Origin of the sequence: Acinetobacter sp. YH01021 (genome assembly GCF_013420255.1) — a bacterium.
Taxonomy (GTDB): Bacteria; Pseudomonadota; Gammaproteobacteria; order Pseudomonadales; family Moraxellaceae; genus Acinetobacter.
The window spans coordinates 70,964-95,035 of sequence record NZ_VOYO01000004.1 but is presented as its reverse complement, the minus strand read 5'-3'; the positions used below and the strand labels follow the sequence as shown (position 1 = coordinate 95,035).

The 24,072-nt window shown below is 43.8% G+C and carries 19 protein-coding genes; 14 read left to right on the top strand and 5 right to left on the bottom strand.

The genetic code is table 11. The features are described 5' to 3' along the window. Window positions 1-23 precede the first annotated feature (23 nt). The 3 genes from FTT86_RS05015 (at window position 24) to FTT86_RS05005 (ending at window position 4,140) form a co-directional block, all read left to right on the top strand. On the top strand, window positions 24-695 hold the full coding sequence (locus tag FTT86_RS05015) for a 3-oxoacid CoA-transferase subunit A (protein WP_004730985.1): 672 nt from the start codon (window positions 24-26) through the stop codon (window positions 693-695). Continuing rightward, window positions 695-1,354 (top strand): 3-oxoacid CoA-transferase subunit B, encoded by a 660-nt coding sequence (locus FTT86_RS05010; RefSeq protein WP_004646970.1) that lies wholly within the window; start codon window positions 695-697, stop codon window positions 1,352-1,354. The genes FTT86_RS05015 and FTT86_RS05010 overlap by 1 nt, the downstream gene beginning before the upstream one ends. Before the next feature lie 206 nt (window positions 1,355-1,560). Further along, window positions 1,561-4,140 (top strand): EAL domain-containing protein, encoded by a 2,580-nt coding sequence (locus FTT86_RS05005; protein WP_180180722.1) that lies wholly within the window; start codon window positions 1,561-1,563, stop codon window positions 4,138-4,140. Window positions 4,141-4,312: 172 nt separating this feature from the next. On the opposite strand, the gene FTT86_RS05000 is transcribed toward FTT86_RS05005, so the two are convergent. The 3 genes from FTT86_RS05000 to FTT86_RS04990 form a co-directional block, all read right to left on the bottom strand. After that, the gene (locus FTT86_RS05000; protein WP_004646967.1) at window positions 4,313-5,512 is read right to left on the bottom strand and encodes an MFS transporter; all 1,200 of its coding nucleotides are present in this window, start codon (window positions 5,510-5,512) and stop codon (window positions 4,313-4,315) included. 17 nt (window positions 5,513-5,529) lie between these two features. Continuing rightward, window positions 5,530-6,795 carry a DcaP family trimeric outer membrane transporter gene (locus FTT86_RS04995; RefSeq protein ID WP_180180721.1) on the bottom strand — a complete coding sequence of 422 codons (1,266 nt, stop codon included), beginning with the start codon at window positions 6,793-6,795 and terminating at the stop codon, window positions 5,530-5,532. Window positions 6,796-6,910: 115 nt separating this feature from the next. After that, window positions 6,911-8,209: an MFS transporter gene (locus tag FTT86_RS04990; protein ID WP_180180720.1), complete on the bottom strand. Its 1,299-nt coding sequence runs from the start codon at window positions 8,207-8,209 to the stop codon at window positions 6,911-6,913. 456 nt (window positions 8,210-8,665) lie between these two features. On the opposite strand from FTT86_RS04990, the gene FTT86_RS04985 reads away from it, so the two are divergent. The 3 genes from FTT86_RS04985 to FTT86_RS04975 are packed head-to-tail and all read left to right on the top strand — an operon-like array spanning window position 8,666 to window position 12,199. Next, window positions 8,666-9,439, top strand: coding sequence for an enoyl-CoA hydratase (locus FTT86_RS04985; protein WP_180180719.1), 774 nt, complete (start codon window positions 8,666-8,668; stop codon window positions 9,437-9,439). A 2-nt stretch (window positions 9,440-9,441) separates the two neighbouring features. Continuing rightward, window positions 9,442-10,962, top strand: a complete 1,521-nt coding sequence (locus FTT86_RS04980) for a 3-hydroxyacyl-CoA dehydrogenase (RefSeq protein ID WP_005096904.1) — start codon at window positions 9,442-9,444, stop codon at window positions 10,960-10,962. Between the two features lie 25 nt (window positions 10,963-10,987). Further along, the gene (locus FTT86_RS04975; RefSeq protein WP_004646962.1) at window positions 10,988-12,199 is read left to right on the top strand and encodes a 3-oxoadipyl-CoA thiolase; all 1,212 of its coding nucleotides are present in this window, start codon (window positions 10,988-10,990) and stop codon (window positions 12,197-12,199) included. Window positions 12,200-12,319: 120 nt separating this feature from the next. Here the strand turns inward: FTT86_RS04975 and FTT86_RS04970 are convergent, their stop codons facing one another. Beyond that, window positions 12,320-12,757: a PaaI family thioesterase gene (locus FTT86_RS04970; protein ID WP_103800035.1), complete on the bottom strand. Its 438-nt coding sequence runs from the start codon at window positions 12,755-12,757 to the stop codon at window positions 12,320-12,322. A 110-nt stretch (window positions 12,758-12,867) separates the two neighbouring features. Between FTT86_RS04970 and FTT86_RS04965 the strand changes: the two genes are divergently transcribed. From FTT86_RS04965 to FTT86_RS04930, 8 genes are all read left to right on the top strand, one after another. After that, window positions 12,868-13,623, top strand: coding sequence for a class II aldolase/adducin family protein (locus FTT86_RS04965; protein WP_148334787.1), 756 nt, complete (start codon window positions 12,868-12,870; stop codon window positions 13,621-13,623). Then, window positions 13,620-14,543: a glyoxylate/hydroxypyruvate reductase A gene (locus tag FTT86_RS04960; protein WP_005251791.1), complete on the top strand. Its 924-nt coding sequence runs from the start codon at window positions 13,620-13,622 to the stop codon at window positions 14,541-14,543. Before FTT86_RS04965 ends, FTT86_RS04960 begins: the two co-directional genes overlap by 4 nt. A 36-nt stretch (window positions 14,544-14,579) precedes the next feature. After that, on the top strand, window positions 14,580-15,368 hold the full coding sequence (locus FTT86_RS04955) for an enoyl-CoA hydratase-related protein (protein WP_005251790.1): 789 nt from the start codon (window positions 14,580-14,582) through the stop codon (window positions 15,366-15,368). Between the two features lie 11 nt (window positions 15,369-15,379). Then, on the top strand, window positions 15,380-16,360 hold the full coding sequence (locus FTT86_RS04950) for a nitronate monooxygenase family protein (protein WP_180180718.1): 981 nt from the start codon (window positions 15,380-15,382) through the stop codon (window positions 16,358-16,360). A gap of 210 nt (window positions 16,361-16,570) precedes the next feature. Then, the gene (locus FTT86_RS04945) at window positions 16,571-18,373 is read left to right on the top strand and encodes an acyl-CoA dehydrogenase C-terminal domain-containing protein (RefSeq protein WP_114541729.1); all 1,803 of its coding nucleotides are present in this window, start codon (window positions 16,571-16,573) and stop codon (window positions 18,371-18,373) included. A 128-nt stretch (window positions 18,374-18,501) separates the two neighbouring features. After that, window positions 18,502-19,341: an alpha/beta fold hydrolase gene (locus FTT86_RS04940; protein ID WP_180180717.1), complete on the top strand. Its 840-nt coding sequence runs from the start codon at window positions 18,502-18,504 to the stop codon at window positions 19,339-19,341. Window positions 19,342-19,353: 12 nt separating this feature from the next. Further along, complete coding sequence (locus tag FTT86_RS04935) at window positions 19,354-20,850, top strand: NAD(P)/FAD-dependent oxidoreductase (RefSeq protein ID WP_180180716.1); 1,497 nt, start codon at window positions 19,354-19,356, stop codon at window positions 20,848-20,850. Window positions 20,851-20,926: 76 nt separating this feature from the next. After that, window positions 20,927-22,609 (top strand): AMP-binding protein, encoded by a 1,683-nt coding sequence (locus FTT86_RS04930; protein WP_180180715.1) that lies wholly within the window; start codon window positions 20,927-20,929, stop codon window positions 22,607-22,609. Between the two features lie 70 nt (window positions 22,610-22,679). Here the strand turns inward: FTT86_RS04930 and FTT86_RS04925 are convergent, their stop codons facing one another. Beyond that, window positions 22,680-23,903, bottom strand: coding sequence for a CaiB/BaiF CoA-transferase family protein (locus tag FTT86_RS04925; protein WP_180180714.1), 1,224 nt, complete (start codon window positions 23,901-23,903; stop codon window positions 22,680-22,682). Window positions 23,904-24,072 lie beyond the last annotated feature (169 nt).

The following is a 24,072-nucleotide window of genomic DNA, read 5'->3' as shown; positions in this document are numbered from 1 at the left end:
GATAGAACATGCTAGGAAGCAATATGATGAATAAAATCACGCAGGATATCGAGACGGTGCTTAAGCAAATTCCTGATGGTGCACACATTATGACCAGTGGTTTTGGCCTGGCAGGTCAGCCGGTAGAATTAATCGAAGCATTAATTGACTTTGGTCCTAGAGACTTAACCATTATTAACAACAATGCAGCTTCTGGAGATCGTGGTCTAACCAATCTGCTGTTGTCTGGACTGGTTAAAAAAATGATCTGTTCATTTCCACGGGCCAATAACTCAACCGTCTTTGAAGATCTGTATAAAGCCGGAAAAGTTGAGCTGGAACTGGTGCCACAAGGCAATCTGGCCTGCCGTATTCAGGCAGCCGGTGCAGGCTTAGGAGCTGTTTTTACTCCAACCGGTTTTGGTACCAAAATAGCTGAGGGTAAAGAAACCCGTAATATCAATGGAAAAGATTATGTGCTGGAATATCCGATACATGCTGATTATGCCTTGGTTTATGCCAATCAGGCAGATCAGTGGGGCAACTTGACCTACCGTAAGGCAGCACGGAATTTTGGTCCGATCATGGCCAAAGCAGCAAAAACCACCATTGCACAAGTCCATCAAGTTGTGGAACTGGGAGAACTTGATCCAGAGATCATTGTAACGCCAGGAATTTTTGTACAGCATGTGGTCAAGGTTGGAGATATTAAATAATGAATATTCAAAAACGTAGTCGTGAACAGATTGTAGCTAAAGTTGCACAAGACATTCCAACCGGCTCTTTTGTAAATTTGGGTATTGGTTTACCGACACGTGTAGCAGGTTATTTAAAACCTGAACAAGGAGTAATTCTACACTCGGAAAATGGCGTTTTAGGTTTTGCTGCATTGAGTGATCCTGAACAGGCAGATGATGATCTGATTAACGCTGGCAAAGAACTCGTAAGCATGTTGCAAGGTGGCAGTTTTATGAATTCTGCCGACTCTTTCGATATCATGCGAGGCGGGCATCTGGATATCTGTATCATGGGGGCTTTTCAGGTCGCTATTAATGGTGATCTGGCGAACTGGCATACCGGTAATGCTGATGCTGTACCTGCTGTAGGCGGTGCGATGGATCTGGCAGTGGGTGCTCGCTGTGTCTATGTCTGTATGGAACATGTGACCAAAAACGGTGAAGCAAAAATTGTTGAAGAGCTGACTTATCCTTTAACAGGTAAACATTGTGTCAACCGTATTTATACTGATTTGTGTGTGATTGAATTAAAAGACAACCAGGCTCAGGTTATTGAAATAGTGGATGGCTTAAGTTTTGAAGAATTGCAACGGCAGACTGGCTGTAAATTAGTGGACAGTCGTCAACAAGCAGCCTAAAAATAAGTCCGCAATATTCTGATTGAGTAAAAGTATAGTTTTAGATCACAGCTTCGGCTGTGATTTTTAAATTTTAGAATTATTATCAAATACACGTAATATTGACCATATTTCCGCATTTTAAAGATATAAATACAAACTTTTGCTAATGATTATTTTAATAATAAGTCTAAAATGTTAACAAGCTAAGGAAGGTGATAGTCTGAATGAATAATAATTGTGATGATCAAGAAATTTTTCATATTTTTAATCTGATTGGTCGCCATACTGAACTTAAGCCTATCCTCGATGTCATTAGCCAGTGGCTTGAATCGCGCATTCCAGATGCGCTTGTCACCATTATGCTCTATCAGGATGACACCCAAACTTTAAATGTTATAAGTGGCAAACAGCACTTTTCAAAAGAGTACTGTAATGCTATTCAAGATTTGAAAATTGGGCCAAATCAAGGATCGTGTGGCGTAGCTGCTTTCTTACGTCAGTTGGTCATTAGTCCGAATTTAATGAAAGACCCAAACTGGCAGTCTTACCGTGCTTTGGTAAATGCAGAAAAATTGTCTAGCTGCTGGTCTATGCCGATTATTAATGCTTCAGATATTTTGTATGGAACGTTTGCTACTTATTATCGAACACCGAAAATACCGACTGAACATCATATTCAGCTTTTACAGCAAGCGGCAAAATTAGTTGCTCTCGCAATTGAGCTTGATCAGGAACGTCAAAAAAGACATGAGCTTAATGAAAAATACAGCTCATTTTATACCTATCATCCAGATATTATTTTTGAACTTGACCTGCAGGGACATGTGCTTAATACCAATATTGCTTGCGAAGAAATTACAGGTTTTTCTAAAGCGCAAATTCATGGTCAGCACTATTGTGCCTTCATACCGCCCGAATTCCATGAACTTGCGAATGTTTCATTTTCAGAAGCAGCGCAAGGTAAATCTCAACATTATGAACTTCCAATTTATAATGTTGCAGGCGATATCTTATGGCTGGATCTGACCAATTTACCGATTATTCAAAATCAGAAAGTCACCGGTATTATTGGCATTGCCCGAGATATTACTGTATCGCGTGAAAACAAGGAGTCTCTACGCTTATTAAAACGTGGAGTAGAGGCCAGTCCGAATAGTCTTTTTATTACCGATGTTTCTGAAGAAAGACTAATGGTGTATGTGAATCCAGCTTTTCTAAAGCTCACCGGTTATACAGCAGCAGAAGTATTAGGACAAAGCTGTTTTTTCTTACAGGGTCCAGATACTGATACGGATCAGATTACATTACTCAAGCAAGCGGTCAAAGAACAAAAAGAAATTCAGGTGACTATAAAAAGTTACTGTAAAGATGGCAGCTGGTTCTGGAATCGTTTAACCATAGGTCCTATTTTTGACCAGACAGGAACCTGCACCCATTTTTTGGGGATTCAGGAAGATATTACCCAGCAACGTATTCACGAAGAATATATTCAGCATCAGCATACTCATGATCATTTAACCGGTTTACCGAACCAGCATGCATTCAAACAGATTCTGGAAGATATTTTTGAAGTACAGCACGAGAGCTCACAACCTTTAGTCTTGCTGTATATAGATCTGGACGACTTTAAAAATATCAACGACAGCTTAGGTCATCTGGTGGGTGACCAGATTCTCAAAAGTGTGGGCGAGCGGCTGCAAAAATTTGTTCAAGGCAATAATGTGCTATGCCGCTTTGCTGAAGATGAATTTATTTTACTGCTCTCAGGGACAGATGAGCACACTGAAGTCGAGGCGATCGCCGGAGAAATTCTTGATCTTCTTTCCATGCTGTTTATTGTCGATCAGTACAAAATACATTTAAGTGCCAGTATTGGTATCGTGGCAGATGACAGTTCAATTCATCATTCTTCTGAATTGATTTATCAGTCTGTTTTGGCGATGCAGGAAGCCAAAAGACAAGGTCGTAATATGTGGCAGTGGTATGAAAAAACCAGAATGCAGCCTGTCGCAGAAATAGACTATACCAATCTGCGTCTGGAACTCATGGAAGCGATCAATCAGGAAAATTTTGACCTGTTCTATCAGCCGTTGATTCATCCTGAAACTGGACTGGTAACGGGTGTAGAAGCTTTAATCCGTTGGTGCCATCCACAGCAGGGTTATATTTCCCCAGCGATTTTTATTCCACTTGCAGAAAGAACCGGACAAATTATTAGCGTAGGTCAATGGGTATTGGAAAAGGCCTGTCTAGATATTGCGGATTGGAACAAGACGCACAATAGCCAGATCACAGTATCGGTGAATATTTCTCCTTTGCAATTCCGTAGAGCAGGCTTTTTGCAGGTACTTGAACATGCGCTTGAACTCAGTCAATTACCGCCGGAATTACTTAAAATTGAAATTACGGAAGGTGTCATCATTAATGGTGCAGATCGAACGATAGAAATTTTGAAAGCAGTACGTGCTTTAGGTGTACAGGTTGCCATTGATGATTTTGGTACAGCTTATTCGAGTCTCAGTTATCTGCGTCGCTTGCCGATTAATCAAATCAAGTTAGACCGTAGTTTTATTGAAGAGCTGACCCTCGATGGTCAGGATGCTGCAATTGTGCAATCGATTATTCATCTAGCCCATCAGCTGGATCTGGAAGTTGTCGCGGAAGGGGTCGAAACCGTAAGTCAAGCCAGTTTACTCTATCAACAGGGTTGTGATCTGCTACAAGGCTTCTTTTATGCAAAACCTGCACCTTTAACTGAATTGAAGCCTGTTTATCTCGCAATGGAAAATAGTAAATTGAATTAACTCTAAAAGTTAAGATATCAATATTTTCAACCGCTCTTCAGATAGAAAGGAAACGTTAAACAGGCTTAAAGAATTTTTCTATTTTATCAGCGTATCATCTCTATAATTTATGCTCGGTACAGAAAGCGGGATAAAAAAATAAGCTTTTAACCCCAAAGGTTTTTAACAGTATCTAAGGCTCAGGCTGAATATTGGCTAAATTTCTTTCTTGGTTTAAATCATAATAGTTAATCAAAAAGATCAACACGGCAAAAATAAAACCTAAAATGACGCAGGCAGACCAGCCATAGCTTTTCCATAAATGCAGCGATAAAAATGCACCCAGACCGGCACCTGAAAAATAACAGGTCATATAGATGGCATTAATCCGCGAGCGAGCCTGCATTGAAATTCGATAGACCAGATTCTGGTTCAAGACATGCAAACAGGAAATTCCAAAATAAGCCAGAATTAAGCCCAAGATATAAATCCATAAATAATTCTGGGCAAAGAATAAAGGAATCCAGGCCAGAATCAGTCCGCACGTAGCCAGATGCGCAATCCATTTTTCCCGATGCCTGCCAATCATTTTACCGGTCCACTGAGAGGACCAGATGCCGACCACCCCCACAATGCCCATGAGGCCAATCTGGAAATCATTAAAATGATAAGGTGCTTCAGCCAGAATAAAAGTCATGGTAGTAAAGATAATACTCAGCATGCCAAAGCCCAAACCTCCGATCATACTCCGCCGGATCAGCATGGGTTCTGTTCGGGCAAAGGTAAATAGTGAGCGATAAATTTGCAATATATTCATCTGCAACTGGCTCTTGGCGCTCGGCAACTGGAACCACATGGCCAGACTTAGCAGAAGAATTGCACAACCACTAAATAGGTATACCGCATGCCAGGACCATAAAGTAGAAATCAGTCCGGCCACGGTACGGGCAAACAGAATACCAACCAGAACACCACTCATGAGCAGGCCAACGACTTCGGCACTTTTATCACGTTGCGACAGGCTGGCGGCAAAAGGAATCAGAATCTGGGTGGTAATCGAACAAAAAGAGGCGAGCAGGGTAAAGCCATACAACATATGCAGATTGGTACTGGCTGAAAGCCCAATAAGTGCCAGTCCGGTACAGAACATTAAACTGCAGATGTACAGCCGTTTTTCGAATAAATCGCCCAAGGGGACAAACAAAAATAACCCGGTGGCATAGCCAATCTGGGTCAGTACTACAGTCCAGCCAGACTGAGCTACACTAATTTGCAGATCCTCTGCAATAGAATAAATCAAAGGCTGGTTAAAATAATTACAACCTGCACAGAGTGCGCAGGTCATTGCCATCATGAACATGAAACGGCGTGAAATTTGCCCTTGGGCTGACATCCTTGTCTCCTGAGGCTTTAAAAACTATAGTTGGCAGAGAAGTTGATACGTGAAATATCTGCTTCCTTATTGTCAAAGGTTTCACGTTTGCCATGATGATATTCTGCACCTAGATTAATCTTTGGAACAGGAGAATAGATCACGTTAGCCACATAGTCGGTTAAGCGCTTATTGGTTTCAGGATTCGCGCGTGCATAGTCGCTGGAATCATCAAAATCAACAACGCTGGCATTAATACTACTCCGTAGTTTCGGCGTAAATTTATGCGTGAAGCCAATATTTATACTATTGAACTCATTCAGTAAAAGTTCATTATTGGCTGCATCAACCGAATAATCTCCACCCAAGGCAGCGCCATCAGTTATTGATCCTTGAGTCAAGAAAGCGGCAATACGCTGATCACCGACCATATGGAGATAGTTACCTTGAATAGAGTTTTGATCATCTAAACGGTAACGTCCACCAAGACCTATACCCCAACCAACTTTTTCAATATCACCTGTATCTGTTTGCGCTTGCTTTTGATTGACAAAGCCTTGAGCTAATAAATGAAGAGGGCCTGATTGATGAACATATTTAGTGCTTAAGGCAGGTAAGGCAGAAGAACGATCGCCACCGGCCATATATTCCAGACCGACATTCCAGGTATTTTCTGGATCAAGTTTGAAAGCATAGCTCACCTGAGGCGTACGTAGGACTGATCCACCCAGGAACAAGCTGTAATCGACAGCTTCAGTGCTAATCTCTGGTGTTGACATCAATGACCAGGCCTGACCAAACGTCAAGTTATAGTATTTTAAGTGTGCATGACGGATACGTAATCCACCATCGCCTTTACCATTGTTGGTCCAGAAGTCGGCTTCTAAACGAGCAGAAACATTCGGATTGCCTCCTAGATCTTTGGCCAGGAAACCAATCCGGCTGGCAGCCGCAGTAAAATCGGAACGTACAGAATCCGGTTCAGTAAAAGGTACTTTATTAATCTGGTTAATGGTACGGCCACGGGCTTCAGTAGTACTTTTGAAATCGACTGCACCATCAAAGCGGATCAAGCCATAAACATCGACATTATCTACCATTGAACTCAGCGTTTTAGAGTCTTGCGCTTTGGCTTGTTCCTGCTGGTTCTTTAATGCAAGTTGCGCGGCTTTTTGTTGTTCTAGTTCTGCCTGGATTTGCTTTAACTGTGATTCTAAAAACTGCATCCGGTCTTCAGAAGCTTCTGCTGAAAATGCCTGTGCAGAAGCAATACTGCATAATGTTGCTAAAACTAATTTTTTCATTTCTTAATCCCTGAAGAAACTTTTAATTCTGAATGAAAGGAAACCTTTCTATACGTATGGTCAATATTTGGAGAAAGAGGAAGGCAGCGATTTGACCTGCCTTCCGAAGTGGGGTTTATTCTGCTTTTTGCGGATCGTATAAACGGTCTTTAATAAACAGGGCAGGAATCAAACCGCATAGGAAGTATGCTGCACCCATTACCAACAGACCTGTACCAATCGAACCATGCATCGCAAGATAACCAATCGTAATTGGAGCGAAGATTGCACCGATACGACCAATATTGAATGCACCACCCACCGCTGTACCACGAACACCAGTCGGGAAACTTTCGGTTAGATAGGTTGCATTGATGGCATATGGAATACCGTACAGGAAGCCGAAGATTAGCATCAGTACGCCAATGTTATCGGCATTATGCATATACACCACGACAGGGATAAACAGAGCCGTTCCCATGGTGCCGAAAGCAAATACAATACGGCGGCCAATTTTATCAGCAACATAACCTGCAATGATTTTGGCAAAAATCATGGTGACAAACGTACCCACCATATACAGGGCCATTTCTTTAAACTTGATGCCTAATTCAGCTTCAAGATAACTTGGCAGCCAGTTACTTACACCGAAATAACCGAATAGCAAGAAACCAGAGCTGAATGACCATAAGATAAACATTCTGCCATGGGTTTTGTCTTTAAGAATGGTGATATATGGATTGCCTTTTTTTGCATTATTATCGACGATCTGGCCAGTTCTTTTCAGTTCACGAACACGTTTCCATGACTCTGGCTCAGGCACCATAAAGTGCATCAGGATACCCAAAGCTAATGGAGCAATTGTGATCCAGTACAGCATACGCCAGCCGAACTCAGGAATAATCCAGCCTGAAATCATGGTAATCACCAATGAACCTAAAGTGAAACCAGTCATCAATGTTGCCAGTACAGTAGTACGGTATTTGGTCGGTACGTATTCTGACATCAGGGTATTACAGGCAATATATAAACAGCCTAAACCCAAGCAAGAAAGAGTACGTAAAATTGCAAATTCAGTATAAGACTGAGCAAAACCTGAGTAGGCTGACAAGATCGAGAAGGCGATGGTGGCCAGTACAATGACGCGGACACGTCCAAATTTGTCGCATGCCCATCCACCAATAAAACCTCCTATCCCCATACCCAAAAGAGAATAACTTCCTAAAGCACCCGCCTGTACAGAAGTTAGTCCCCATTCAGCTTTCAGACTGGTCAGGCTGAAAGCCAGAATCCCGATATCTGCACCGTCACAGAGCAAAATCAGAAAAGCAAAGACAAAAGCCGTCATCCATAGACGTTTTGGCGCCTGTTTGATGGTATCCGTGGAGGAGACATCGGTTTTATTGTCTCCTGTTACGATGGTATCGCTTGTCATTCTTATATCCTCTATATATTAAAAGTAGCATTTCCTCTGCTACCGCTAAATCCATTTTTCTTCCTCACGGAAACATAGTTTTCCTGATTTAACAGACTTGCTCCTGAACGCTACAGCCGCTGTATTTATTATCAGGCTACATTCGATTTTTCACTTTATTACGCTAAATCAAAATCATCTCATTGCTGGAAAATTTGATTTCGTAAATTAATTTTAAGTTCTGCCTTATGGTGATTATTCATTTAAATGGATAATCAGATTGCATTTAAAATATTTAATTCCGTATTGCGAAATCAATTAATCACAAAATAACCATCTAAACAAGAGTTTTTACTCTATTTTTAGTAAAAAATAACTTTTTTGAATTCTGGAGTTAAAAATCCTTGATTTATAGCTTGAGAAACCTTAGTTTTATATAAAATAAAATTTCGCTATACAAAATAAATGGAGATTTTAATGGAACAGGTCGTTCAAGTAGAACAAGTTTCAGCACATGTAGCGATGGTTAAAATTCATCGACCAGAAGCGAAAAATGCCCTGAATACAGAAGTTCGCCAGAAACTTGCGGCGGTTTTTTTGCAACTGAATGACGATGAAAATGTACGTGCCATTATTCTTACCGGTGGTGAAACAGATTTCGCAGCAGGTGCCGATCTTAAAGAACTGGCCAATGCAGAAACCATTCAAATGATGCAGCGTCGCACTGAACGTTACTGGCAGGCGATCTCACAGTGTTCAAAACCAGTGATTGCAGCTGTAAACGGTTATGCACTTGGTGGTGGCTGTGAACTAGCCATGCATGCAGATATTATTATTGCCGGGAAAAGCGCCCAGTTTGGTCAGCCTGAAGTGAAAGTGGGTGTCATGCCGGGTGCCGGTGGTACCCAGCGATTATTCCGTGCCGTGGGTAAATTCCATGCGATGCGTATCATCATGACGGGTTGTCTGATACCAGCGCCGGAAGCTTATCAGATTGGCCTAGTGTCTCAAGTAACGGAAGACAGCGAAACCCTTGCAACAGCAATCAAGATGGCTGAAGGTCTGGCAAAAATGCCGCCAATTGCGCTTGAACAAATCAAGGAAGTGGCTTTACTGGCTGAAGATGTGCCGCTTAATGCCGGACTTACCCTGGAACGTAAGTCTTTCCAGATGCTGTTCTCATCCGAAGATCAAAAAGAAGGCATGCAGGCCTTTATTGAAAAACGTAAACCGAATTATCAGGGACGATAAGCATGAGTATTCAGATTCAGAAAATCGGCATTATTGGTGTAGGCACGATGGGTGCAGGTATTGCCCAGATCGCGATTCAGTCTGGTCATGATGTGGTACTGTTTGATGCCAAAGAAGGGGCAGCCGAACAGGCACAGGATAAACTGGCCAAAACATTAAATACCTTAGCAGATAAAGGTAAATTCAGCCATGAAAAAGCCGCTGAAGATATTGCTCATCTGTCGACTGCGCAGCAGCTAGAAGACCTGAAAGATTGTGACTTGATTGTTGAAGCGATTATTGAAAATCTGGAAATCAAGCAAAAACTGATGCAGCAACTGGAAGGAATGATAAAACCAGAAGCGATTCTGGCATCCAATACCTCTTCATTGTCGATCAGTGCAATCGCTGCCAACTGTAAGCAGCCAGAACGTGTGGCCGGTTATCATTTCTTTAATCCGGTACCACTGATGAAAGTGGTCGAAGTGATTGAAGGCTTCAATACCCGCGCTGATATTATTGAAGCATTAACCCAGCTCTCTACAAAAATGGGTCATCGTCCGGTCAAAGCTAAAGATACTCCAGGATTTATCATTAACCATGCCGGCCGTGCCTTTGGTAGCGAAGCCTATGCAATTTTGAATGAAAATGTCACACCATTTTATGATATTGACAGGATCTACCGTGACGGAATCGGTTTCAAAATGGGGCCGTTTGAATTAGGTGATCTGACCGGTATGGATGTCTCGCACCCGGTGAGTGAATCGATTTATCATCAGTATTATGAAGAAGCACGTTACCGTCCAAGCGTGATTACCCGTCAGCGTTTTATTGCCAAGCAGTTAGGTCGTAAAACCGGTAAAGGTTTCTATGATTACACTTCGGGTAGCAAAGAAGGTGATGTTGCTCCAGCATTGGTTGAAAAGTTAAGTCAATATCCATCAGTCTGGCTAGGCACCGAATATGACGAAGACCGTCAGGCACTTGAGCAATATCTGCAGCAGTTCAATATCCAGATTGAGCAAACTGAGACACCTTCAGCAGAGGCTTTAATCCTGATTGCCACTTATGGTGAAGATGCAACTTCAGCCGCTGTCCGTTATCAGCTGGCACCTCAGCAAGTGGTGTGTATCGATCTGCTATATGGTCTGAACAAACACCGTACCTTGATGCCAACTTTTGTCACCCAACCTGAGCTGGTAAAAGCAGCCCAATCGATTTTCAATCTGGATGGTGTGACCGCCAGTGTAATTCAGGAAAGCGTCGGCTTTGTGGCTCAACGTGCTTTGGCAATGATTGTGAATCTCGGCTGTGATATTGCCCAGCAAGGCGTTGCAACGGTGGAAGATATCAACATCGCGGTGAAATTAGGCCTTGGCTATCCATATGGTCCAATTGAATGGGGGGATGTGCTGGGAGCTGAAAAAATTCTAAAAATTCTGGATCGTATGACTGCGATTACCCGTGACCAGCGTTACCGTCCAAGTCCTTGGTTGCGTCGCCGCGTTCAGCTTGGTCTACCACTTGTTCATACAACACATTAATTAGAAAGTTAAAGGAATAACACTCATGTTAAATGCATATATTTATGATGGTTTACGTTCGCCAATCGGTCGCCATGCAGGCAGTCTGGCAAGCGTACGTCCAGATGATCTGGCAGCAACAGTCATTAAAAACCTGCTGGAAAAAACCGGTATCCCGGCAGCAGATGTAGAAGATGTAATCTTTGGTAGCACCAACCAGGCCGGTGAAGACAGCCGTAATGTGGCACGTTTTGCAGCATTGTTAGCAGGTATGCCGGTAACAGTTCCAGGTCAGACGGTAAACCGCTTATGTGCATCAGGTCTCGGTGCTGTGATTGATTCGGCACGTGCCATTACTGCAGGTGAAGGCGAGTTGTACATTGCCGGTGGCGTAGAAAGTATGACCCGCGCGCCTTTTGTGATGGGCAAAGCAGAAAGTGCTTATTCACGTGATGCCAAAATTTATGACACCACGATTGGTACCCGTTTCCCGAACCGTAAATTTACGGATCAGTTTGGCGCGCACAGTATGCCTGAAACAGGTGATAACGTGGCTGAAGAATTTGGTATTAGCCGTGAACAGGCTGATACCTTTGCTGCTGCATCACAGGCAAAATATCAGGCAGCGAAAGAAGCAGGTTTCTTTGAAGGTGAAATTACCCCGATTGAAGTTTCTCAAGGACGCAAATTGCCGCCTAAACAAATTACTGAGGATGAGCATCCACGTGCTTCTTCAACATTTGAAGCTTTATCCAAGTTAAAACCGCTATTTGAAGGTGGTGTAGTAACAGCAGGTAATGCATCAGGAATCAATGACGGCGCTGCAGCACTGATTATCGGCAGTGAAAAAGTGCAGGAACAGTATGGCTTAAAACCTTTAGCTCGTATTCTGTCTTCTGCAGCCGCTGGCATTGAGCCACGCATCATGGGAGCAGGCCCAATTGAAGCGATTAAAAAGGCAGTACAGCGTGCGGGTTTGACGCTAGACGATATGGATATCATCGAGATTAATGAAGCCTTTGCCAGTCAGGTATTATCTTGCCTGAAAGGTCTGGATGTCGCTTTGGATGATCCGCGTGTCAATCCAAATGGTGGTGCGATTGCCATTGGTCATCCACTGGGCTGTTCGGGTGCGCGTTTGGCTTTAACCGTTGCACGTCAGTTACAGCGTACCGGTAAAAAATATGCCGTGATTAGTCTGTGTATCGGTCTGGGTCAAGGCTTGGCGATGGTGATTGAAAACCCTGAAGCTGCATAACAGTTTAGTCATAGTCTTAATGCCATGTATCTATGATATGCATGGCATTCTTTATTGGGATTCTTCTTTCAAAATAAAAATCCCTGCACATGCAGGGATTGATTACATCACTGTAATGATTTACTTACGGGCAGTGACTAATAAAGTCGCTGAACCAAAAGCATAAACTTTACCTTCTTTATCGATAATTCGGCCTTCTGAGGTCAGTACATTACGCCCGATCCGGATGACTTCACCAATAGCTGTATAGGTTTCGCCGCTTTTCATCGCTTTCAGCATTTTTACATTCAGGTCAATAGTCGAGAAACTGACACCTGCATCTACTGTCGTATGCACGGCAGCGCCAGTGGCACTATCTAGAACCGTTGCACAAAAGCCGCCATGAATACCACCCTGTAAATTATAATGGCGCTGATCAGGACGCACCTCATATTCCACATAGTTTTCGCGCACCAAGATCAGACGCATGGGAATAATTTCACTCATGGCTGAACTGGAAATTTCCCCATTCTTAATTGCGGTTAGATATTCGAGTCCGTTTAATTGTGATGTGGGCATATCAACTCCTTATAATGATTTATTTCGCTTTATGAAATAATATTCTGTTTTTCTAAAATTATGATATAACAGATAGTGATCGAAATGCTATATTTTTCCAGGATGGAACGATGACAATAAAAAATCTCGTCACAGATGCTGAATGGCAGGCACGTTGTGAACTCGCAGCGCTTTATCGCATTATTGCGCATTACCGGATGACTGATTTAATTGATACCCATATCAGTTTAAGAGTCCCTGATCAGCCTGACTGTTTTCTGATTAATCAGTATGGTGTCGCTTTTGAAAAAATGTGTGCCTCAACGCTGGTCAAGATTAATCATGAAGGGCAGGTCGTAGAAAGCTATGAACAGGACAAGCCAGTGAATATGGCTGGCTTCGTCATCCACTCCGCAATTCATGAAGCACATGCTCATCTGAACTGTGTCATTCATACGCATACCGCAGACGGCATAGCAGTGTCTGCACAGAAACACGGACTTCTTCCCATTTCCCAGCATGCGCTGAAATTTTATCAGCAGGTGGCCTATCACGAATATGAAGGCGTGGCACTCTCAACAGATGAGCAGGAACGCCTGATTCAGGACCTAGGCGGCCATCGCGCCATGATTTTACGCAATCACGGACTTTTAACAGCTGGCGAAACGATCGCTCGGGCCTTTCATGAAATCTATTTTCTGGAGCGTGCCTGTCAGGCACAGGTGAAGGCCTTAAGTGGCGGTGCTGAATTGCATTATCCAGCAGAAGAAGTCCGAATTAAAACTGCTAAACAGTTCGCCAGTCCGTTGGTAGAACCGATTTTACAGCGTGCCTGGCAGGCTGCGTTATCCCTGATTGAGCATCAATATACGGAGTATGCATCATGATTGTGATATCCAGTACTGTGCCGAACATTGAAGCCATTCTGGTCAAGTCTTTTCAGAAATATGCCCCTGAGAGCAGTTTTTGTACAGTGGACAGCCCGGAAGCAGAGCAGGCGACCACGGCCGCATGCTGGTTTCCAGATCTGGAGAAATTGCAGCAGCTCCCAAAACTTGGCCTGATTCATTCGATTGCGGCAGGAGTCGAGCATTTAAACTTGAATGAGATAAGACCTGATCAAGCCGTGTGCCGGGTACTCGATCCGCATCATCAAAAAGGCATGTTTGATTACCTGCTTTGGGGTGTGCTGTATTTTCAGCGTTATTTTGACCGCATGATTCAGCAACAAAAGCAGCAGCTATGGAAGCAGTATCGTCAGAGTTATAGCCAGCATATCCAGATCGGGATTATGGGTCTTGGGCATATGGGGTCTTATGTAGCGGAACGTCTTGCCGACATGGGCTATCAGGTCTCGGGCTGGGCCAATTCCCCGAAAGAGATTGATCAGGTTAAAAGCTATGTCGGTTCAGAACAGTTGTCCGATTTCCTGGCTCAAAGCCAGATCCTGATTAACCTGTTGCCACTTACAGAAAAAAATACCGGCATTCTATCTGCTGAATTATTCCAGCAACTCCCTGAACAGGCAGCTCTCATTCAGGTCGGGCGAGGCCAGCATTTAATCGAACAGGATTTATTGGTAGCGCTGGATTCAGGCCATCTGCGTGGTGCAATTGTCGATGTGTTTGAACAGGAGCCATTAGCTGCTGAACATCCATTCTGGCAGCATGAAAAGATCGTTGTTACACCACATGTCGCCTCACATGCGCCCATGTCTGTGGTGGTGGAACAGATTCTGGAAAACGACTGCCGTTTTAATCAGGGCCTGGATTTGTGCCATCAGGTAGATGTTAATAAGGGCTATTAATTGTAGGGATACAGGCAAAAAATAAGGAAATTGATGATGTGGGAAACGATTCAAACTCAGGTTCAGCAAGGCGTCGCAACCTTAAGCTTTAACCGCCCGGATTCACTCAACAGTTTTAACCGGCAAATGCATGAGGAAGTGCAGCAGGTGCTGAAAAACTGGAATACAGATCCGGATATACGGGTGATTGTGATTCGCGGTAATGGCCGGGCGTTTTCAGCGGGACAGGATTTAAAAGAACGTGCTGGACAGCTCGGCAATGTGCCTTTGCCACCGCAAGGCTCGCTGGCCAAATACTATAATCCCCTGATTAACCTGATCCGCCAGAGTCCCAAACCGGTGATCGCAGCAGTGAATGGTGTGGCTGCCGGTGCAGGTGCCAATATCGCGCTGGCCTGTGATCTGGTCATTGCCAAGGAAAGTGCCCGATTTATTCAGGCTTTTTCTAAAATTGGCTTGATTCCTGATGCCGGTGGCACCTGGATGTTGCCACGTTTAATCGGTTATGCACGTGCCATGGCACTCACTTTTCTGGGCGAACCGGTGCATGCCAAAGAGGCCGCCGAAATGGGCATGATCTGGAAAATGCTTCCAGATACAGAATTTGATGCTTATATCGACGACATTGCACAGCGATTGTCTCAACAGCCGACTTATGCGCTGGCTTTAACCAAACAGGCCTTGCAACGCAGTGCTGAAAATAACATAGACCAGCAATTGGAGCTGGAACAAAACCTGCAATATCTGGCTCTGAGCAGTCAGGACTATAAAGAAGGTGTCCAGGCTTTTGTCGAAAAACGCCCTGCACAATTTACCGGATGCTAAGGAGAGCATTTATGAGAATTCAGACCCGTATTACCGAGCTTTTAGGCATTCGCTATCCAATTATTCAGGGCGGCATGATGTGGGTCGGTACCGCAGAAATGGCCAGTGCCGTATCTAATGCAGGTGGCTTGGGAACATTAACGGCATTGACTCAACCGACGCCTGAAGCCTTGGTCAAGGAAATTGCACGCTGCCGAGAAATGACCGATCAGCCTTTTGCGGTCAATCTGACTTTATTGCCCGCTGTGAATCCGCCGCCATATGCAGAATACCGACAGGCGATCATTGAAAGCGGTATCAAAATCGTAGAAACAGCAGGCAACAAGCCACATGAACATATTGAGGCGTTTAAGCAACACGGCATTATTGTCATTCATAAATGTACTTCCGTCCGTCATGCGCTTTCAGCACAAAGAATCGGTGCGGATATCATTTCGATTGATGGTTTTGAATGTGCGGGCCATCCGGGTGAGGACGATATTCCTGGCCTGATTTTAATTCCTGCCGCTGCGGATCAGCTTACTGTGCCGATTGTGGCCAGTGGCGGTTTTGCTGATGGCCGTGGTCTGGTCGCAGCTTTGGCTTTAGGTGCTGAAGGCATCAATATGGGTACACGCTTTTGTGCCACTAAGGAAGCGCCGATCCATTCAAACATCAAACAGTTCTATGTCGATAATGATGAAAGGGCGACACATCTGCTGTATCGACAGTTCAGGAATACTGCCCGTGTTGCCAAAAATGCGGTATCTGATCTTGTGGTGAAAATGAGTAAAGATCCAAACCTGCAATTTGAACAGATTCGTCCCTATGTCAGCGGTTTAAAAGGCAAGCTCGCTTTAGAAAATGGCGATATTGATGCTGGTGTACTGACTGCAGGTCAAGTGATGGGATTGATTCATGACATTCCGACTTGTCAGGCGCTGATCGAAAATATCATGCAGGAGGCAGAGCAGATTGTTCAGCAACGTTTAGCTCAATTTTTTCCACGTTAATCAACTTTAGTGAAGTCGCTGAATAGAAAAGCCATTCCACCATGAATGGCTTTTTTCATCCTGTATATTTTTTATTTTTAAATGGGAAATTTCATCGAATGACTAGATTTTATTCTTTAAATTATATTATAGTGGATTTAAAACATAATTTCGTATTATGAAATTAATTGTCATAAATATACAAATTAGAACTCATACAAGGGAATTACGATGAGAAATTATATTGCGCCATTAAAAGACATGAAGTTTGTCCTGAAAGACCTGTTAAACGTTGAACAGAAATATCAGGGCTATGCAAAATTCGCAGACAAGGTTTCTATGGATATTATGGAGCAATATCTGGAAGTCGCTGCGGACTTTTGCCAAAACGAACTTCTACCGATTAATGCGACAGGCGACCAGCAGGGTTGCCGTTTGCAGGATGGCGTCGTAACTACCCCGGATGGGTTTAAAGCAGCTTATGACAAATATGTAGAACTCGGCTTTACCTCATTAACTGGTGACGAAGCATATGGCGGTCAGGGCTTCCCGACCTTATACCGTATTGCCATTTCTGAAATTATTACCGCAACGAACTGGTCTTGGGGCATGTACCCAGGCCTGTCCCATGGTGCCATGCGTACTTTAGAGCACCACGGTAGCGATGAACAGAAACAGAAGTTTCTGGTACCTTTAATTGCAGGCCGCTGGACTGGAACCATGTGCTTGACTGAATCTCATGCCGGTTCTGACCTAGGTTTAATCCGTACCAAAGCAGTGCCAAATGAAGACGGCAGCTATAGCATCAGTGGCGAGAAAATCTTTATCTCAGCCGGTGAACATGATCTGGCTGAAAATATCGTGCATATCGTATTGGCACGTTTGCCAGATGCACCTGCGGGAACCAAAGGTATTTCGCTGTTTATTGTGCCGAAATACAATCTGGATGAAGCTGGTAATGTGGCTTCCCGTAATGGCGTGGTATGTAGCGCTCTTGAACACAAGATGGGCATTCACGGTAACGCGACCTGTGTGCTGAATTTTGATAATGCCAAAGGTTTCCTGATTGGGCCTGAAAATCGCGGCCTAAACTGCATGTTTACCTTTATGAACTCGGCACGTATCGGTACAGCCATTCAAGGCTTGGCAGCAGCAGAATCTTCTTATCAGGGTGCATTGGCTTATGCCAAAGACCGTCTGGCGATGCGTTCACTTGAAGGTGCGAAAGCGCCAGACCAGCCTGCAGATCCGATTATCGTGCATCCGGCAGTACGTAACATGCTGCTGACTCAAAAGGTGTTTGCAGAAGGTTCACGTGCACTTGCATATTATCTGGCGACCTATGCCGATATCGCTGAAGCCACTGACAGCCCGGAAGAAAAGAAAGCAGCTGAAGACCGTCTAGCATTATTAACCCCTATTGCCAAAGCATTAATGACCGAAACCGGCATAGAAGCGGCTAAACATGGTATGCAGATTTTCGGTGGTCACGGTTATATTGCTGAACATGGCATGGAACAGATTGCCCGTGATGCACGTATTGCCAGCCTCTATGAAGGAACTACTGAAATTCAGTCCATTGACTTGCTGGCGCGTAAAGTGCTGGGCTCAAAATTGGGTTTGCTGACCGCATTAACCGATGAAATTCAGGGCTTTGTAAAAGAGCATCAGCAACATGTCCAGTTCAGCCAGCAAGTTGCACAAGTCAGCCAGTTGACTGAAAAATGGCTGAAATTAACCAGAACCATTCAGGAGCAGGCTCAACAGTCTGCCAATGAAATTGGGGCAGCATCAGTTGACTACCTATATTTCTCTGGTTATGTCGTGTCCGCTTATTTGTGGCTGAAAATGGCAATTACTGCGCAGCAGAAAATTGAAGAAGGCAATACTGATCCGTTCTATGCAGCCAAGATCAAAACTGCACAATTCTTCTTTGCGCGTATTTTGCCAAGAACTTCAACCCACTTTGCCAATATTCAGGCGGGCGGTGAAAGCCTGTTTTTACTTGAACCTGAAGAGTTCAAATTCGATTAAAGCTTTTGACCCACGATACTCGTGTCGTGGGTCTTTTTTAATAATTTTTGCATCCTCACCCAATTCAAATATTGAGATTTATTCTCGGATATTGAATAAACCATAAAACAACAAGATCAGGAGTCTATATGGATTTAGACATGATTACTCGACAGTGTCCTTATGCTGATCTGCAGCTTAATTTTCATGAAGTCGGACAGCGTTCTGCATTTCCGACTATTATTTTGATTCATGGCACCGGTGGAAATACCGACAAGCATTTCAGTTATATTTTTCCGATGCTGGGTATTCATCAACGGGTTTTATCCATTGATTTACATACCCCAGATAAAGCCGATCTGGCGGTGACCGATTTTAGCCAACAAGTTGAAGCACTGATTCAGCATGTGGTTGCAGAAGATGAAACCATTACAGTGGTCGGCTATTCACTCGGTGCAGTGATTGCTGCACAAGTAGCAGCCAGTTTAAAACAGCGCGTAGCGCGTTTGATCCTGTTAGCCGGTTGGGCCAAAACTAGCTCGGTGCAACAACTGCGTACCGTTATCTGGCAACAGTTATTTACTGAACAATCTGCGGCCTTGCCTCATTTTGTCAATTATTGCCTGTATAGCGATGATTATCTGTCTGCACGAAGCGAACAGCAGGTGCTGGATCTGGCACGCTTTGTTAAACCATCCCAAGATGCAGCCAAACAGCGTGAACTGAATTATCGCATTGATATTACATCAGCTTTATCTGACATCTGTGCAGAGACTCTAGTCGTTGCCTGTCGTGAAGACCGCATGGTGCCTGTAGCGCAAGCTAAACTGCTGTTTGCTTCAATTTCGAACAGTCGCTATATCGAAATTTCTTCAGGACATGCGCTCTATGTCGAAGCGCCAGCCGAAGTGGTGCAACTGGTAAACCAGTTTAGCCAGCATCCAGAACAATATCCGGTGAATCAAAAAATCCAGCCTTATATGCCTTAAAGGAGATAAATAATGCAAGCTAAAGGACAGCGCAGCAAGATTCTAATTGTAGGCAGCGGTTTTGGTGGTTTGGGAATGGCAATCCGCCTTAAACAGCAGGGCATCCACGATTTTAAAATCATTGAACGTGCAGCAGAAGTGGGCGGTACTTGGCGTGACAATACCTATCCCGGAGTCGCCTGTGATGTACCTTCCCATTTATATTCTTTCTCGTTTATTCAAAATCCCAACTGGTCGCGTGTCTTTCCACAAGGGGTAGAAATTCAGCGCTATTTAATTCAATGCTGTGATCAGGAAAATATCCGGCCCCATATTAATTTTCATACCCAACTGGAAAAGGCCAGCTGGAATGCACGAGAACGCATCTGGGAAATTCACACCTCTATAGGTCTGTATCAGGCTGAGATTTTAATTACCGCAACCGGGCATCTGGCAGATAAGCATCTCCCACAAATTCCGGGGCTGGAAGAATTTGAAGGCCAAGTGATGCATTCTGCGCGCTGGAACCACGAGCTGAATCTGGAAAATCAGCATATCGTTGTGGTCGGTTCTGGTGCTTCTGCCATCCAGCTTGTACCGGAAATTGCCAAAACAGCAAAAAGCCTGACCGTCTTGCAACGTAGTGCGCCATATATTTTGCCCCGACCAGACCGAGCTTATTCTGAGTCAGAAAAACAGCTTTTCCGCAAAGATCCGGACAGTATGTCGGCCCTCAGACATTCCTTGTTCTGGGGCAATGAATACAATTTTGCCCAGCGCCGTAATCTGAAAAGCCAGATTGAGCGGGTCAAGAAAAACTGCCTGCAATTCTTAAAACATCAGATTTCAGATCCTGAATTACAGCGCAAACTTACGCCGAATTATGAACCTGGTTGTAAGCGCTTATTGCTTTCTAATGATTATTATCCGACTTTTCTAAAACCAAATGTCACACTTGAAGACTCAGCATTGGCAGAAGTTATGAAAGACGGTGTATTAAGCCAGGCTGGAAATAAATTTTCTGCAGATATCATCGTATTTGCGACAGGATTTGAAGCGGCGCGTCCACCCTATGCCGCAAAGGTAGTCGGTAAACAGGGTTTAAGTCTGGAACAGCAATGGTCCAGCGGTATGCAGGGTTATCAGTCAACGACCGTACACAACTTTCCAAACCTGTTCATCCTGAATGGGCCAAATACAGGCAGTGGACATAATTCAGCACTTTATTTTCTGGAAACCCAGTTTGATCTGGTGCTGGATGCCTTGCAGTTTTTTGAGCAGGAACAGATTCAGGTCTTTGAAGCAGATCAAGAAGCTGAAAATAGCTATATGCAGGAGCTACAGCAGCTTTCGCAAGGTAGTGTCTGGTTATCGGAAAGCTGTAAAAGCTGGTATCTGGACCCGGTCAGTCGCAAGCTGACTTTGGTCTGGCCGGATTATGCTCATTCATTTAGGGATAAAAATCAGCATTTTATTCGTAGCGGTTATCACTACCAGTATGTTGAATCGAGACAGCAGAAAGTGGTTTAAAAATATTTAATTAAAATCAAAATCTTATGGTTTAAATGATACAAAATAATTGTAAATCCAGGACAGGAGTATAGTCATGAGCAGTCAGCCATGGATGGAAGAATATAAAAAGTGGAATATCAATCCGGAGTTTACCCGGCCAGATCCTGAGAAAACCCTGAGCACGATAATTGCTGAGAATTTGGTAAAATTTCAGGATAAAACCGCATTTATCTATCTGGATCGTAAATTCAGCTATCACGATATCGATGTGTATAGCCAGAAACTGGCAAGCTATTTACAGAGCCTTGGGCTGACTGCTGGCAGCCGTATTGCGGTGATGCTGCCTAATATTATTCAATATCCAATTGCTACTTTTGCCATTATTCGTGCGGGTTATGTGCTGGTCAATGTCAATCCCATGTACACCCAGCGCGAGCTCTATCATCAACTACAGGATTCAGGTGCAGAAGCCCTGATTATCCTGGGACAGACTTTAGAGCAATTAACAGCACTAGATGAATGTCCTGAACTCAAATATGTCATTTCGACGCATCCGCTGGATTTTATTCAAGAGCAGCCAAGTGCTATTTATAGTCAGGCAGCACAATATCCAGATAAACAGTTTTCTGACTTTAAACAGGCAATAAATCAGGTAAAGATTATTGAGTTTGAACCGCCTGTACAGCATCAGGAAGATACGGTCATTCTGCAATACACGGGAGGAACCACAGGTGTTTCTAAAGGTGCTGAACTGAGTCACCGTAATATTCTATTTAATATTGCCCAAAACAGTACCGTATTTATCAGCCATTTTGGTGACCGTTATGCCACTGAAAATGAATATGTTTTCTGTGCCTTGCCACTGTATCATATTTATGGATTTACCATCTGCCTGTTCAGTTATGGTCTGAGCCGAGGTTTCGCCAATGTGCTGATTCCAAATCCGAGAGATCTGGATGCTTTGGTGGATCAATACCAGAAACATCCACCGACCGTTTTTCCGGGTGTGAATACCATGTTTAATGCCTTGGCGCATCATTCACGTTTCCGTGAGCTGGATCATTCACGCCTGAAAACCACAACCGGCGGAGGAGCATCTATTCTGAAAAATACGGCAGAGTTATGGCATGAGGTTACAGGCTGCCAGATTTATGAAGGCTACGGACTTTCTGAAACCTCACCGACTGCAACTTTTAACCCGCCTTTAAGCCGGCGATTTAGTGGCACGATTGGCTTGCCATTGGCAGGAACTGAAATTCTAATTCTGAATGATGAAGGAAAACCTGTAGAGCTTAATCAGGCTGGAGAAATCGCCATACGTGGTCCACAGGTAATGAAAGGATACTGGCAGCAACCCGAAGCAACAGCACAGGTATTTACCAAAGATGGATTCTTCCTGACAGGTGATATCGGTTGTATGGACGAACAAGGCTATATCACCATTCTGGACCGCAAAAAAGACATGATTCTGGTCTCCGGATTTAATGTTTATCCCAATGAGCTGGAAGGCGTGCTGTCCAAACATCCTAAAATACTGGAATGTGCAGTGATTGGTATTGATGATGAAAAGTCTGGACAGGTACCCAAGGCATTTATTGTGAAACAGGATGAAACTCTGACCCAAGATGAAGTCATGACTTATCTGAAGCAGCAACTGACCAGTTATAAATTGCCCAAATACATTGAGTTTGTGGCTGGATTACCAAAGTCTGCAGTAGGAAAAATTCTGCGTCGCGAGCTGCCTCGTACTGTTCAGCCGAGCGCCAAAGCCTGTTAAGGAATGATCTAGTCCATTAGATTTAAAATAAAAAAGGAATCGAAAGATTCCTTTTTTATTGCTTGCAGGCTTATCGCTGCTGGATGACTTTTTTGCTTTTCAGTTCTTCTATTTCAGCAGAACTTAAATATTGACTCAAAATGGCATCGGTATCTTCACCCAGACAAGGTGGGGCCTTTTTATATTCTACCGGTGTCTTGGAGAGTTTAATCGGTGAACCGATTGAGGTGTAATCTTCACGTAAGGTATGCGGCATCTGAATCACCATATCGCGTGCCAATACCTGTTCTTCTTGCAAAGTCTGTTTCAGGTCATTGATCATTCCTACCGGTACTTTAACTGCATGAATCAGATCCACCCAGGTTTTTGCCGGTCGAGTATAGAAATGAGCCTGTAGAACTATGGTCAGTTCTTCACGATGTGTAACACGTCCTGAATTTTTCAAGAAGCGAGGATCTTCTGCCACCTTAGCCAAACCAACGGCCTGACACAAAGCTTGAAATTGCAGATCATTACCACAGGCAATAATAAATTCACCTTCCTGGGCTTTGAACACCTGATAGGGCACAATATTGGCATGCGCGTTTCCGAAGCGACCGGGGACTTTGCCTGAGGTGAGATAATTCATGGCCAGAACAGAGAGGGAAGCAACCTGGGTATCTAGCAGCGCCATATCAATATACTGACCTTCACCGGTTTTCTCACGGGACAACAAAGCCGCCTGAATGGCAATTGCGGCATATAAGCCGGTGGTCAAATCGGCAAAGGCCAGACCTGCTTTTTGCGGGCCACCACCGGGCAGATCATCACGTTCACCCGTGACACTCATCATGCCGCCCATTCCCTGAACGATAAAATCATAACCCGGCTCTTGAGCACGCGGACCGTTCTGGCCAAAACCGGTAATAGAACAATATACCAGTCGCGGATTTAGTTGACTTAGACTTTCATAATCCAGCCCATATCGTTTCAACGAACCGGCTTTATAGTTTTCAATGACTACATCACTCTGTTCAGCAAGTTTTTTGATAATACGTTGACCTTCAGGTGTAGATAAATCGATTGCAACCGAGTGCTTGCCACGGTTGGCTGACAGGTAATAAGCCGATTCATGGGTATCTTGCTGCTGATTGTTTTTAAGCCAAGGTGGTCCCCAGATACGGGTATCATCCCCACGATCCGGTTTTTCAATCTTGATCACTTCTGCACCCAGATCAGCCAGAATCTGGCTACACCAAGGCCCAGCCAGAATCCGGCTTAAATCCAGTATACGAAATCCTGTTAAGGCACCCATTATTGCGCTCCCTGTTCGATCTTATTCAAATGACATATCGTTCTTATCCCTCTTTTTAAAGCTATATGAAAATGAAAGAACAATCAACTTTATGATAATAAATTTCGTATAACAAAATAAAACATCTAAAATGATGAATATTCATCTTATTTTCTTTAGCCTGATGCAA